Source organism: Xanthomonas bonasiae, assembly GCF_017163705.1.
Taxonomy (GTDB): domain Bacteria; phylum Pseudomonadota; class Gammaproteobacteria; order Xanthomonadales; family Xanthomonadaceae; genus Xanthomonas_A; species Xanthomonas_A bonasiae.
Map to the genome: position 1 here is coordinate 1 of NZ_JAFIWB010000022.1, position 12,518 is coordinate 12,518.

General features: G+C 67.5%; 13 protein-coding genes, 1 tRNA gene and 2 pseudogenes. 3 read left to right on the forward strand and 13 right to left on the reverse strand.

Translation table 11 applies throughout. The annotated features are described in order from the left end of the window. Positions 1–125, forward strand: a pseudogene (locus JR064_RS16605) (LysR family transcriptional regulator); the annotation flags it as partial. Here JR064_RS16605 and JR064_RS23410 read toward each other — a convergent pair. Then, positions 79–183, reverse strand: a pseudogene (locus JR064_RS23410) (amino acid transporter); the annotation flags it as partial. The pseudogenes JR064_RS16605 and JR064_RS23410 sit on opposite strands and share 47 nt — an antisense overlap. 102 nt (positions 184–285) lie before the next feature. Here JR064_RS23410 and JR064_RS16610 point away from each other — a divergent pair. Together JR064_RS16610 and JR064_RS16615 are read left to right on the forward strand one after the other, a co-directional pair. Continuing rightward, positions 286–1,194 (forward strand): LysR family transcriptional regulator ArgP, encoded by a 909-nt coding sequence (locus tag JR064_RS16610; RefSeq protein WP_206230479.1) that lies wholly within the window; start codon positions 286–288, stop codon positions 1,192–1,194. Positions 1,195–1,513: 319 nt separating this feature from the next. Continuing rightward, positions 1,514–1,810: a hypothetical protein gene (locus JR064_RS16615; RefSeq protein WP_179566524.1), complete on the forward strand. Its 297-nt coding sequence runs from the start codon at positions 1,514–1,516 to the stop codon at positions 1,808–1,810. 134 nt (positions 1,811–1,944) lie between these two features. Here JR064_RS16615 and JR064_RS16620 read toward each other — a convergent pair. The 12 genes from JR064_RS16620 to JR064_RS16675 all read right to left on the reverse strand — a co-directional run bounded on the left by JR064_RS16620 (position 1,945) and on the right by JR064_RS16675 (position 12,474). Next, positions 1,945–2,020, reverse strand: a tRNA-Lys gene (locus JR064_RS16620). A gap of 63 nt (positions 2,021–2,083) precedes the next feature. Continuing rightward, the gene (gene queC, locus JR064_RS16625) at positions 2,084–2,749 is read right to left on the reverse strand and encodes a 7-cyano-7-deazaguanine synthase QueC (protein ID WP_191824332.1); all 666 of its coding nucleotides are present in this window, start codon (positions 2,747–2,749) and stop codon (positions 2,084–2,086) included. Between the two features lie 181 nt (positions 2,750–2,930). Then, positions 2,931–3,608 (reverse strand): 7-carboxy-7-deazaguanine synthase QueE, encoded by a 678-nt coding sequence (gene queE / locus JR064_RS16630; RefSeq protein ID WP_206230480.1) that lies wholly within the window; start codon positions 3,606–3,608, stop codon positions 2,931–2,933. 46 nt (positions 3,609–3,654) lie between these two features. Then, positions 3,655–4,482 carry a tol-pal system protein YbgF gene (gene ybgF / locus JR064_RS16635; protein ID WP_206230481.1) on the reverse strand — a complete coding sequence of 276 codons (828 nt, stop codon included), beginning with the start codon at positions 4,480–4,482 and terminating at the stop codon, positions 3,655–3,657. Between the two features lie 3 nt (positions 4,483–4,485). Then, positions 4,486–5,004 (reverse strand): peptidoglycan-associated lipoprotein Pal, encoded by a 519-nt coding sequence (gene pal, locus JR064_RS16640; protein ID WP_191824334.1) that lies wholly within the window; start codon positions 5,002–5,004, stop codon positions 4,486–4,488. Positions 5,005–5,075: 71 nt separating this feature from the next. After that, the gene (tolB, locus tag JR064_RS16645) at positions 5,076–6,395 is read right to left on the reverse strand and encodes a Tol-Pal system beta propeller repeat protein TolB (protein WP_179566533.1); all 1,320 of its coding nucleotides are present in this window, start codon (positions 6,393–6,395) and stop codon (positions 5,076–5,078) included. 235 nt (positions 6,396–6,630) lie between these two features. Continuing rightward, on the reverse strand, positions 6,631–7,632 hold the full coding sequence (tolA, locus tag JR064_RS16650; RefSeq protein WP_225209713.1) for a cell envelope integrity protein TolA: 1,002 nt from the start codon (positions 7,630–7,632) through the stop codon (positions 6,631–6,633). Beyond that, entirely contained in the window at positions 7,622–8,059 is a 438-nt protein-coding gene (gene tolR, locus JR064_RS16655) for a protein TolR (protein WP_179566534.1), read from the reverse strand. Before tolR ends, tolA begins: the two co-directional genes overlap by 11 nt. A 40-nt stretch (positions 8,060–8,099) precedes the next feature. Then, the gene (gene tolQ, locus JR064_RS16660) at positions 8,100–8,876 is read right to left on the reverse strand and encodes a protein TolQ (protein WP_003478956.1); all 777 of its coding nucleotides are present in this window, start codon (positions 8,874–8,876) and stop codon (positions 8,100–8,102) included. Next, positions 8,873–9,346 (reverse strand): tol-pal system-associated acyl-CoA thioesterase, encoded by a 474-nt coding sequence (gene ybgC, locus JR064_RS16665; protein ID WP_206230482.1) that lies wholly within the window; start codon positions 9,344–9,346, stop codon positions 8,873–8,875. The genes tolQ and ybgC overlap by 4 nt, the downstream gene beginning before the upstream one ends. Positions 9,347–9,385: 39 nt before the next feature. After that, positions 9,386–10,423, reverse strand: coding sequence for a Holliday junction branch migration DNA helicase RuvB (ruvB, locus tag JR064_RS16670; RefSeq protein WP_206230483.1), 1,038 nt, complete (start codon positions 10,421–10,423; stop codon positions 9,386–9,388). A gap of 131 nt (positions 10,424–10,554) precedes the next feature. After that, the gene (locus JR064_RS16675) at positions 10,555–12,474 is read right to left on the reverse strand and encodes a potassium transporter Kup (RefSeq protein ID WP_206230484.1); all 1,920 of its coding nucleotides are present in this window, start codon (positions 12,472–12,474) and stop codon (positions 10,555–10,557) included. Positions 12,475–12,518: the final 44 nt, after the last annotated feature.

Consider the following 12,518-nt stretch of genomic DNA (forward strand, 5'->3'; position numbering starts at 1 on the left):
TGTCGCTGACGCCGTCGGCGATCTCGCAACGGATCAAGGCGCTCGAGGACCGCCTCGGGCAGGTGCTGGTGGTGCGCGCTGCCGCTGCAAACCCTGGCGCAGCACGAACGCGTTCTGCGCGCCGATCGCGACGATCAAGCCGGCGCCGGCGATGAAGCCTGCAAACAATGCTTCGAGCACCATGAGGATGGCCAGGACCAAGGGAGGCGCATGCTGGCCTGAAGGTCGTGATTAGCCAAGCTAAATATTCTGTACGCTATGAAGAAATGCTAATCAGGCGGCCACATGGACCTGCTTCATCCGCAACTGTCGGCCTTCGCCGCCGTGCTCGACGAAGGCAGCTTCGAGGCGGCCGCGCGGCGGCTGTCGCTGACGCCGTCGGCGATCTCGCAACGGATCAAGGCGCTCGAGGACCGCCTCGGGCAGGTGCTGGTGGTGCGCCAGGCACCCTGCCGGCCGACGCCTGCAGGCGAAGCGCTGCTGCGCCGGGTGCGACCGATGCAGGCGCTGGAGGCCGAGGCGATGGCCGATTTCCTGCCGAACGCGGCCGACGCCGGACCCGCGCGCAGCATCGCGATCGCGGTCAACGACGACTCGCTGCAGACCTGGTTCCTCGCCGCGCTGGCGTCGCTGCACCATGCGCACGGCTTCCTGTTCGACGTGCACGTGGACGACCAAGACCACACGCTGGAGCTGCTGCGCAACGGCACCGTGCTCGGCGCGGTCACGTCCGCGAGCAAGCCGCTGCAGGGCTGCAACGTGCATGCCCTGGGCAGCATGCGCTACCACGCGATCGCCTCGCCGGCATTCGTCGCGCGCCACTTCGCCGCAGGACTCACAGCGGCCGCGCTGGCACAGGCGCCGATGATGGTATTCAACCGCAAGGACGCGCTGCAGGCGCGCTTCGTGCGGCGCATCACCCGCACCCGCCTGAGCCCACCCATCCACTACCTGCCGACCTCGACCGGCTTCGTCGAAGCCGCCGCGCGCGGTCTCGGATGGTGCCTCGCCCCCGAGCAGATGCTCGCGTCCGGACTGCGCGAGAAACAGATCGTCGTCATCGACCCGCAGCGCTGGCTCGACGTCCCGCTCTATTGGCAGCACGCGGCGGTGCGTTCGAGCGTCCTGCAGCACATCGGCCAGGCACTGCGTACCGCGGCGTCGAGCATGCAGCGCGGACGGAAAGGCGCTTGAGCCGCATGCGCCCGATCGAGATGCGCCCGACGCGGCACGGCAGGCGCCGGTTCACTGCGGCAGGCGCCATGCGCTCCCCCTTGGTCGACCGCCCACGTCACCAAGCTTCATAGCGCCTGCAAGTGCCGCGCGCGGGACAGGTGGCTGGCGCCCATGCCGGGAGTGAAGGTCGGCAGCTCCCTTCCGATCCGTCGCGGGGCAAGCGTCCCTTTCCGGCCCGGACGATTCTCATCAGGTGAGACCTGCCAGTGGAAGGATGCATGGCCCGCCGCTTGCGCGGCCGCGAACCCCCGTCCTTGTTTTTCATATGGAGAAACGTATGCCGGCAATCATCATCGGGACGCAGATGGAGAGGGGCCTCACCAAATGGCGGCACGGTTTCTCCGTCCCCGAAGAGGGGCCAGCCGACAGGCTGTTGGTGATCGAGTTCCATGGAGACCCATGGGAGATACCGGGATTCAAGGGCGATGTCCTGGACGTCGCCGAGTTGCGCGCGGCCTGCCCGCTCGCAGCGCAGGACTGGATCCCTTTGCAAGGCAACCTGAAATGCAAGGCTCAACTCGGTGTGCCAGCGCGGATCTCCATTCCGCTCAGCCAAGCGGCGAACCCGCGTTGAGATCGGGCCGCCCCAGGCCCACGAGCCCACGGTCGGGCCGACTTCGACGCACGCAGCATGGGCACCAACCAGCACCGGCAGACCGTACAGGGCCGCGCCAATGGTGTTGGATGGCTGCACATCAGTGGACTGAATGGTGGGCCGTGATGGATTCGAACCATCGACCAAAAGATTAAAAGTCTTCTGCTCTACCGACTGAGCTAACGGCCCAAAACAATGCCCCGGCGTTGCGCCGGGGTGCGTATTCTACCCCACCCCCGCGTCAACGCGAAATCAGGCGTAGCGGGTCGGGTCGGCCACGCCCGCATCGGCGAAGCCGGCGGCGCGCAGGCGGCACGCGTCGCAGTGACCGCAGGCGCGGCCGTCGGCATCGGCGCGGTAGCAGGACACGGTGAGGCCGAAATCCACGCCCAGGCGCTCGCCCTCTCGCACGATGTCGGCCTTGCTCATGCGCTGCAGCGGCGCGTGCACGCGCAGCCCGGCGCCTTCCACGCCGGCCTTGGTCGCCAGGTTGGCCAGGGTCTGGAACGCGTCGATGAACTCGGGGCGGCAGTCGGGGTAGCCGGAATAGTCCACCGCGTTGACGCCGCAGAAGATGTCCGCCGCGCCCAGCACTTCGGCCCAGCCCAGCGCCACCGACAGCATGATGGTGTTGCGCGCCGGCACGTAGGTCACCGGGATGCCCTCGCCGCCCGCGTCCGGCACCTCGATGTCGTCGGTCAGCGCGGAGCCGCCGATGCTGCGCAGGTCGACATTGACCGTCTTGTGCGCCACCGCACCGAGCGCGGCCGCCACGCGCGTGGCCGCATCCAGTTCGGAGGTATGCCGCTGCCCGTAGCTGACGCTCAGCGCATGCACGGCATAGCCCTGCTCGCGGGCGATGGCGACGACGACGGCGGAATCCATGCCACCTGAGAGTAGGACGACGGCGTTTTTCATTGGAGTGCTGGGAATGGGGAATGGAGAAACGGGAATGGGTAGAGCGTAACAGCCGCACTGAACATGGAAGATCGCCGGTTTTCGAGAAGCAGAAGCGCATCAACCAACGAGACGCCTGCAGTGCAGCGCTTCGCCGATTCCCGTTTCTCCATTCCCGATTCCCAGCTGCGCTCCCGCGCAGCTAACGCCCCGGCTCGTCGTTCCACAGCAGCTTGTGCAACTGCATCTGGAAGCGCACCGGCAGGCGGTCGGCGACGATCCAGTCGGCCAGGTCGCGCGGCGCCAGTTCGCTCTTGCTCGGCGAGAACCACACGGTGCAGCGCTCGTGCAGGCGGTGTTCGGCGACGATCGCGCGCGCCCAGTCGTAGTCGGCGCGGCCGCACAGCACGAACTTGATCTGGTCGCGCGCACTCAGCAGCGGCAGGTTTTCCCAGCGGTTGCGCGCCGCTTCCTGCGATGCGGGAGTCTTGATGTCGAGCACCCGCGACACGCGCGGGTCCACTTCGGCGATGTCCAGCGCGCCGGAGGTTTCCAGCGATACGTCGTAGCCGGCGTCGCACAGTTGCTCGAGCAGGCGCAGGCAGCGCTTCTGCGCCAGCGGCTCGCCGCCGGTCACGCAGACATGGCGCACGCCGTGGCGCGCCACTTCGACCAGGATCGCGTCGATGTCCCACCACTGCCCGCCGTGGAAGGCATAGGCCGTGTCGCAATAGCTGCAGCGCAGCGGGCAGCCGGTCAGGCGCACGAACGCGGTCGGCCAGCCGGCACTCTCGGCCTCGCCCTGCAGCGACAGGAAGATCTCCGTCAGCTTCAGGCGCGGCAGCGGGCTTTGTACGATATCGCTGGGAACGGCGGCCATGGCGGGAAAGTATGCTCCCGCGACGATGGCGGCAGCGTTCGGGGGCTCAGCGCAGCTGCTGGCCGATGCGGATCGACTGCAGGCGGTCCTGCGCGGTGCGCGCGGCATCCGATCCCGGATACTGGCTGATCACCTGCTGGAGGGTCTGCTCGGCGTCCTGGGTGCGGCCTTCGCCGTACTGGGATAGGCCCAGCTTGAGCAGGGCGCCGGAGGCCTTGTCGTGGGTCGGGTAGCGGCCGATCAGGTCGCGGAACTGCGCCTCGGCCAGCGGGAAATTCTTGGTGGCGTAATAGCTCTCGCCCAGCCAATACAAGGCATTGGGGGCGTAGACGCCGTTCGGGTACAGCTCGAGAAAGCTCTGGAACAGATTCGCCGAGTCGGCGTACTTGCCGGCCTTCAGCGCATCGAAGGCGACGTTGTAGCTGGTGCGCTCGTCGCCGCTGGCGGCGAGCGTGCCGGCGTCGCCATGCACCGACGGCGGCCGTTCGGAAACGGCGGCAGCCGGCTTGGCAGCGGGTGCGGAAGCGGCGGGTGCGGAAGCGGCGGGTGCGGCAGCCCCGGCCGGCGGCAACGGCGGCGTCGCGCCACCCTCGATCCGGTTCAGGCGACCGTCCAGGTCCAGGTACTGGTCCTTGGCGCGCTGCTTGAGTTGTTCGTTGTCGTGCTGCAATTGCTCGATCGTGGACTCCAGCGACTGCACCTGCGTCCGCAGCTGGTTGAGCTGGTTCAGCATGTCGGTGTTGCCCTGGGTGTTCATTGCCTGCTGCTCGAGCGCGGACACGCGATCGGCGAGGCTTGCACGCTGCGCATGAGCCGGCGCGGCGGCCACCAGGGCCGCCGCGACGATCATCGATGTAAGGACACCGATACGCATCTATTACTGCGCCGTGTAGACGATCTCGACGCGACGGTTCTGCGACCAGCAGGACTCGTTCGACTCGGTGCAGACCGGACGCTCTTCGCCGTAGCTGACCACGGTCAGCTGCGCAGCCGAACCGCCGGCAGCCTGCAGCGCCGAAGACACGGCGTTGCCACGACGCTCGCCCAGGCCCATGTTGTACTCGCGCGAACCGCGCTCGTCGGCATTGCCCTGCAGGGTGATGCGCGAGGACGGACGGTCACGCAGGTACTTGGCGTGGCAGGCCATGATCGCCTGGAACTCCGGCTTCAGCGAGTCCTGGTCCAGATCGAAGTAGACCACGCGCTGGCGCAGGCAGGCATCGGTATCCAGATCGCCCGGGCCGTACAGGCCGGAGGTCGACGGGCCGGTCGGGGTGGTGGAACCGGTGGTGCCGGTGGTGTCGGTCTGGGGAACTTCCTTGACCTTCTTGGAGCAGCCGGCCAGAGCTGCAACGGACAACAGCGAAACAAGCAGAACGCGGGTGGTCTTGTTCATGGGGATACCTATATGGCTCCTGAGCCGAAAGGGGGTTCAACGCAGCGAAATATTAACATCAAACTTACGTGTCAACGCGCAGTCCGATACGGCGACCACGACGGCTCGCGCACGTCGCCATCGGCCAGGACCAGGCGCTGGCGCACGCGGGCATCGGCCGAGACCGCGTAAAGCACCCCTCGCCCGCCTTCGCGGGCGGCGTACAGGACCATGCTGGCGTTCGGAGCGAAGCTCGGCGACTCGTCCAGCGACCCCGTAGACAATGTGCTCCAGCGCGGCGAACCCAGGCTGCGGTCCATCATCGCGATCTTGTAGGTGTTGCCGCTGCCCTGGGCGACGGCGATCTTGTTGCCGTCGAAGGACACGCTGGCGGTGGCGTTGTAGTTGCCCTGGAAGGTGACCCGGTTGGCGCTGCCGCCGGTCGCCGCCACCTGGTAGATCTGCGGGCGGCCGCCGCGATCGGAGGTGAAGTAGATGCTGCTGCCGTCCGGCGCCCAGGTCGGCTCGGTGTCGATGCCGAAGTGGTTGGTCAGCTGGGTCAGCTGCTTGCTGCCCAGGTCCATCACGTAGATCTCCGGGTTGCCGCTGCGCGACAGCGCCAGGGCCAGCTTCTTGCCGTCCGGCGAGAACGAGGGCGCGCCGTTGATGCCGCGGAAGCTGGACACCAGCTGGCGGGCGCCGGTGGCGATGTCCTGGATGTAGATCGAGGAGTTGCCGCGCTCGAAGCTCACGTAGGCCAGCTTCTTGCCGTCCGGGCTCCAGTTCGGCGACAGCAGCGGTTCGGCCGAGCGCACGATGGTCTGCGGGTTGTAGCCGTCGGAGTCGGCGACCATCAGCGCATAGCGCATGGCGCCGCCCTTGCCGCTGGCGGTGACGTAGGCGATGCGGGTCCAGAAGGCGCCGCGCACGCCGGTGATCTTCTCGTAGATCGCATCGGCCATCTGGTGCGCCACGTCGCGCATCGCGCTGGCGCGCGCGGTCATCGCCAGGCCGAGCATGCGCTCGCCCTTGGCCACGTCGAACAGTTCGTACTCGACCCGGTAGGTACCCTCGCCGGCATCCATCACCCGGCCGGCGACCAGGTAATCCTGCTTCAGCGCGCGCCAGGTGGCGTACTGCACTTCGCTGCCGCGGGTCGGGCGCTCGACGATCTGCGCCTCGGGCAGATTGCGGAACTGGCCGGAACGGTCCAGGTCGGCACGGACCACCGCGGACACGTCGGTGGACGGTGCGGCCGCCGAACCCTGGTAGGGCATCGGCACGACGGTGATCGGGGTCGCCGACGCGTTGCCGCCGACGATGTCGATTTCCAGGCCCTTGTCCTGCGCGGACGCGGCCAGGGGGAGCAACAGGGCAGTCAGGACGGCAAGCCAGCGCGGCAGTTTCTTCATGGGTCGCTCAGCGGTACTCGGGAAGGCGCAAGAGATAGCAATGCGCGGGTGAACGTATTCGCAATCATGAACCACCGACATGTGAAGCCGATGGCAGGAAGCGCGGATTATCGCCTATCGCACCGCCGCCGGGGAGTTCCCGGGGCCTCGCCAGGCCCGGAAGCGGGCTTTTTGGACCCTGGGGCTGGGGCATGGAGCCTGGCATCCCCAATCCCGAATCCCCAATCCCGGCTTCTCAGCGATCCTGCGCAGTGAAGTTGAAGGTCAGGTCGCGCGCGAACACCGATTCGAAGCCCCGGTACGGCAGCGGCTGCGCGCGCAGCACCGCGGCCTCGATCGAGCGCCGGCCCGCTTCGTCGTAGGGACAGTCGGGGCTGACCTTGGCCTCGATCACCTGCCCGCCGACGATCTGCTTGATCGCGATCTTGCACTTCTGCCCCAGCGGCACCGAATCCGGGCGCACCCACTGGCTCAGCACCGCCTGCTGGATCGCCGCGGCATATTTGGCCGACAGATCGGTATTGGTGCCGTTCTGCCCGGGCGCCGCCTGCGGCGTGGACGCGGCGGTGGCCGACGCCTGCTTGGCGCGCACGTCGGCCAGCTGGCGCAGCTTCTGCTCGGCCAGCTTGGCCTCGCGGTCGGCCTGCTCGCGCTGCTTGCGGATCTCGGCGATCTTCTTCTGCCGCTCCTCTTCCTGCTGCGCGGCCAGGCGCTGCTTCTGCTCGGCCTCCTGCTGGCGCTTCTGCTCGGTCAGGTCGATCTGCTCCTGGCGGCGCTTGGCTTCCTGCTCCTGCTTTTCCTTTTCCTGCGAGATCGCAGTCCGGCTGGCGCGGTCCTGGTCGACCTTGTCCGGCACCGGGATGAAGTCCTGCGCCTTCTGCTGCTGCTCGGTCGGCGCCTGCTGCGGCTTGGGCACGGGCACCGGTTGCGGCGGCGGCACGGTGTCGTCCTCGGCGACCTCCTTGACCGGTTCGGGCAGCGGTTCGGGCAGGGGCTTGGGCGCGTCCTGCACCGCCTTCTGCGCCGAACGCACGTCGGCGGCCGACACGACCAGCGAGGCCTCGACCATCGGCGAGCCCGCCGCCGGCTCCACCTGGCGCACCGGCGACCACCACCAGGCGAGGAAGAACAGCAGCCCGAGCAGCACATGCACGGCCAGCGCGAGGAGCACGCCGACGATCAGGCCCTGGTTGCTGTCCTGTTCGCGGGGCGGTCGGGAATCGGCTTCAGCGTGCATTGGTACCGGGCTGGCTCATCAGGCCCACCTTGGGAACGCCGGCCTGCTGCAGCATGACCATGGTGTCCATGACCAGCTGGTAGTTGGAATTGCCGGGCGCGGCGACGAACACCGGCACGTCCTTGTTCTGGCTGACGAAGGCCTGCATCTTCGCCTTCAGTTCCGGCGCGCCGATCTTCTCCGGCTTGCCGTCCTGCAGGGTCAGCGTGTAGCGGCCCTCGGCGTCGACGCTGACGATCACCGGGTCCTTCTTGCTTTCCACCGAACGCGCGGTGGAATCGGGCAGGTCCACGTCCACGCTCAGGCTGAGCAGCGGCGCGGTGACCATGAAGATGATCAGCAGCACCAGCATCACGTCGATGTACGGCACGACGTTGATCTCGGACTTGAGCTTGCGACGCTTGCGGCGGGAAATGGCGGCAGTCATGCGGGAATCCTGGGGTCTTGGGCGGAGCGCGCGGCGGCGCTCAGTCGCCGCTGGCCTGGCGCTGCAGGATGGAGCTGAACTCTTCGGAGAAGGTCTCGAAGCGCACCGCCATCCGCTCGACCCGGGTGGTGAAGCGGTTGTACGCCCACACCGCCGGGATCGCCACGAACAGGCCGATGGCGGTCGCGAACAGGGCCTCGGAAATGCCCGGCGCGACCGCGGCGATGCCCGCCTGCTGGCCGCTGTTGAGCATGTCGTGCATGGTCACCATGATGCCGAACACGGTGCCGACCAGGCCGACGTAGGGCGCGGTGGAACCGATGTTGGCGAGCAGCTCCAGGTTGCGCTCCAGGCGGTCCACTTCGCGCGCATAGGTCGCGCGCATCGCCCGCTGCGCGCCTTCCAGCTGGATGCGCGCGTCGAGCTTGCGCTTGTCGCGCAGGCGGGTGAACTCACGGAAGCCGGCCTCGAAGATCGCCTCCAGCCCGCCGACCACGCGATTGCGGTCGGCCGCGCCGGCGTAGAGCTTGGTCAGGTCGGTGCCGGACCAGAAGCGGTTCTCGAAGTCGTCCGCGTCGCGGTTGGCCTGCTTGAACACCCGCGCCTTGCGGAAAATGATCACCCAGCTGATCAGCGAGCCGAGCAGCAGCAGCAGCACGATCACCTTGACCGGCAGGCTGGCCTTGATCAGCAGATCCAGGTAGTTGATGCCGCCATGGGCGGCGGTGCTGGCGACGGCCTGCGCGGCGGTCTGGGTCACGTCCTGCGGTAGCGCCTCCGCCACCGTGTCCTGCAGGGCCAGGAGCAATGCGATCATCCGTCGTTCCTCAGTAATGCTGCTTCAGTGATTTCGAGAGCTTTCAAAATGTCGTACAACGCGTCGTCCATGCCGCGCGGGCGGAAACTGCCGGCGCCCAGCGCCGCCACCTTCACCTGCGCGCGCAACAGCAGCTCGCCGTCGCGATGGATCGACTGCGCGAACAGCAGGCTGGCGCGCCTGCACTGCGTCAGCGCGACGCCGACCTGCAACGCATCGTCCAGGTGGGCCGGGCGCAGGAAGTCGAGCTGCATCGCGCGCACCGCGAACACCAGATCGTGCTGCAGGCGCAGGCGTTCCTGTCCGTAGCCCAGCGCGCGCAGCCACTCCGTGCGCGCCCGCTCCAGAAAGGCGACGTAGCGTGCATGGTAGACCACGCCACCGGCGTCGGTATCTTCCCAGTAGATGCGTGTCGGCCAACTGAATAGCTGCCGGGACTCGGGAATGGGGAATGGGGAATCGGACGTCAAGAGCGATGCTCCCGTCCGTAGCTGGGTAGGCACGGCATGCTAGAACAGCCCCTCCGATTCTCCATTCCCGATTCCCGATTCCCGCATCTTGGGCTTCAGGCCCAAGTGCAGATAGGCCTTGTTGGTCGCCATGCGCCCACGCGCGGTGCGGATCAGGTAGCCCTGCTGGATCAGGTAGGGCTCGATCACGTCCTCCAGGGTGCCGCGCTCTTCCGACAGCGAGGCGGCCAGCGACTCGACCCCGACCGGGCCGCCGTCGAAGTAGTCGATGATGGTGCGCAGCAGGCGCCGATCCAGGTCGTCGAAGCCTTCCGGGTCGACCCCGAGCATCTGCATCGCCGCCTGCGCGACCTGCAGGTCGATCAGCCCGCCGGCGCGGACCTGGGCGAAATCGCGGACCCGCCGCAGCAGCCGGTTGGCGATGCGCGGGGTGCCGCGCGCGCGCCGCGCGATCTCCGCGCAGCCGTCGGCGTCGCAGGCGATGCCGAGGATGGCGGCGGAACGGCGCACGATCTTGCCCAGTTCTTCCGGGGTATAGAACGCCAGGCGCTGCACGATGCCGAAGCGGTCGCGCAGCGGCGCGGTCAGCAGGCCGGCACGGGTGGTGGCGCCGATCAGGGTGAACGGCGGCAGGTCGATCTTGATCGAGCGCGCGGCCGGGCCCTCGCCGATCATGATGTCGATCTGGAAGTCTTCCATCGCCGGATACAGCACTTCCTCGACCACCGGCGACAGGCGGTGGATCTCGTCCACGAACAGCACGTCGTGCGGCTGCAGGTTGGTCAGCAGCGCCGCCAGGTCGCCGGCCTTCTCGATCACCGGGCCGGAGGTCGTACGCAGGTTGACCCCCAGCTCGTTGGCGATGACATGGCTGAGCGTGGTCTTGCCCAGGCCCGGCGGCCCGAAGATCAGCACATGGTCCATCGCCTCGCCGCGCGCCTTGGCCGCTTCGATATAGATCGACAGTTGCTCGCGCACCGGCTGCTGGCCGAGGTAGTCGGCCAAGCGCTTGGGGCGGATGCTGGCCTCGACCGCGTCGTCTTCGCGGGTGGCGCTGCTGGCGATGATGCGGTCCATTTAGAGCCGGGATTGGGGAATCGAGATTCGGGATTGGTAGCGCAATAGTATCGACTGCAGGATGGCTTCGGCGCTATGGCCTTGACCAATCCCGAATCCCCAATCCCCAATCCCGGCCGCCGCAGGCGGCCTCAAATCTCCACCTGTGCCCCCAGCTCCACCAGCCGGTTGCCGGGGATGCGGAAGAAACCGGTGGCCGGGGCGGCGTTGCGGTGCATGACCGCGAACAGCTTGTCGCGCCAGATCGGCATGCCGCGGTTGGCGCTGGCGACGATGGTCTCGCGGCTGGCGAAATAGGTGGTGTCCATCGGGTCGAAGTAGATGCCGCCCTGGTCGCAGGAGCGCATCAGCGCCAGCGGCACGTCGGGGGTTTCCATGAAGCCGAAGCGCACGATCACCCGGTAGAACTCGTCGCCGATGGCGTCCATCTTCAGCCGCTGCTTGGCCGAGGCATACGGCACCGGCAGGGTCTCCACGGTCAGGAACACGTTGCGCTCGTGCAGCACCTTGTTGTGCTTGAGGTTGTGCATCAGCGCATGCGGCACCACGGTCGCGTCGGCGGTCAGGAACACCGCGGTACCGGGCACGCGTACCGGCGGCGCCAGCATCAGCCCGGGCAGGAAGCTGTCGATCTGGATGCCGTCCTTGCGAATTTCCTCGCGCAGCAGCTCGCGGCCTCGGCGCCAGGTGCGCATCATGGTGAACATCACGATGCCCAGCGCCACCGGGAACCAGGCGCCCTGCAGCAGCTTGGCACCGTTGGCGATCAGGAACGCGGCGTCGATGACGAAGAACACCACGCACAGCGGCAGCACCCAGTTGCGCCAGCGCGGCCACAGCGCGCGCGCCACCAGCGCCAGCAGCAGTGTGTCGATCAGCATCGTCGCCGACACCGAGATGCCGTAGGCCACCGCCAGATTGGTGGAACTGCGGAAGATCAGCACCAGCGCGATCACCATCACCATCAGCAGCCAGTTGATGCCGGGGATGTAGATCTGGCCGATGGTGTCGTGCGAGGTGTGCTTGATCAGCATGCGCGGGATGTAGCCCAGCTGCATCGCCTGGCGCGCGATCGAGAACGCGCCGGTGATCACCGCCTGCGAGGCGATCACCGCCGCCAGCGTGGCCAGCACGATCATCGGGTACAGCGCCCAGCCGGGCACCGCCTCGAAGAACGGGTTCTTCAGCGCCGACGGATGCTTGAGCACCAGCGCGCCCTGCCCCAGGTAGTTCAGCACCAGGCACGGCAGCACGAAGAAGTACCAGGCGTGACGGATCGGGCGCGCGCCGAAATGGCCCATGTCCGCGTACAGCGCCTCGCCGCCGGTCACCGCCAGCACCACCGCGCCGAGGATCCAGACCCCGTGCCAGCCGTGGTCGAGGAAGAAGCGGATCGCCCACCACGGGTTGAACGCCTTCAGCACTTCCGGCGCGTCGACGATGTTCCAGATGCCGATCGCCGCCAGCGACAGGAACCACAGGCAGGTGATCGGGCCGAACACCTTGCCGACCTTCTCGGTGCCGAAGCGCTGGCCCAGGAACAGGATCACCAGCACCAACACGGTGATCGGCACGATGAACGCGTGCAGCCCCGGCGCGGCCACCTCCAGGCCTTCGACCGCGCCCAGCACCGAGATCGCCGGGGTGATCACCCCGTCGCCGAAGAACAGCGAGGCGCCGAAAATGCCGAGGATGCCGACCACGTAGGCCGAGCGCGAGCCCTTGCGCATGGTGCGCTGGGTCAGCGCCATCAGCGCCATGATGCCGCCCTCGCCCTCGTTGTCGGCGCGCATGATGATGGTGACGTACTTCAGCGTGACCACGATCATCAGCGACCAGAACGCCAGCGACAGCACGCCGAGCACGGTGTCGTGGTCGCTGCTCAGGCCGTAGTGCGGCGAGAACGCTTCCTTGAGCGTGTACAGCGGGCTGGTGCCGATGTCGCCGAACACCACGCCGATGGCGCCGATGATCAGCGCGAAGCCGGCCTTGCCATGCGAGGCATCGGCCGAATGGCCGGAGCCGGGGGACGGAGCGGGAGTGGTGGACATTGAGGGATCAGGTTAGCGCCGCGAGGCGTGAAGAAGGAGGTACG

Coding starts and splice junctions, on each gene's coding strand:
- tolA (WP_225209713.1), bottom strand. CDS start 7,632: ATGCACGCTGAAGCCGATTCCCGACCGCCCCGCGAACAGGACAGCAAC.
- pal (WP_191824334.1), bottom strand. CDS start 5,004: ATGAACAAGACCACCCGCGTTCTGCTTGTTTCGCTGTTGTCCGTTGCA.
- tolQ (WP_003478956.1), bottom strand. CDS start 8,876: ATGATCGCATTGCTCCTGGCCCTGCAGGACACGGTGGCGGAGGCGCTA.
- queE (WP_206230480.1), bottom strand. CDS start 3,608: ATGGCCGCCGTTCCCAGCGATATCGTACAAAGCCCGCTGCCGCGCCTG.
- JR064_RS16615 (WP_179566524.1), top strand. CDS start 1,514: ATGCCGGCAATCATCATCGGGACGCAGATGGAGAGGGGCCTCACCAAA.
- JR064_RS16610 (WP_206230479.1), top strand. CDS start 286: ATGGACCTGCTTCATCCGCAACTGTCGGCCTTCGCCGCCGTGCTCGAC.
- tolB (WP_179566533.1), bottom strand. CDS start 6,395: ATGAAGAAACTGCCGCGCTGGCTTGCCGTCCTGACTGCCCTGTTGCTC.
- ruvB (WP_206230483.1), bottom strand. CDS start 10,423: ATGGACCGCATCATCGCCAGCAGCGCCACCCGCGAAGACGACGCGGTC.
- JR064_RS16675 (WP_206230484.1), bottom strand. CDS start 12,474: ATGTCCACCACTCCCGCTCCGTCCCCCGGCTCCGGCCATTCGGCCGAT.
- tolR (WP_179566534.1), bottom strand. CDS start 8,059: ATGACTGCCGCCATTTCCCGCCGCAAGCGTCGCAAGCTCAAGTCCGAG.
- queC (WP_191824332.1), bottom strand. CDS start 2,749: ATGAAAAACGCCGTCGTCCTACTCTCAGGTGGCATGGATTCCGCCGTC.
- ybgF (WP_206230481.1), bottom strand. CDS start 4,482: ATGCGTATCGGTGTCCTTACATCGATGATCGTCGCGGCGGCCCTGGTG.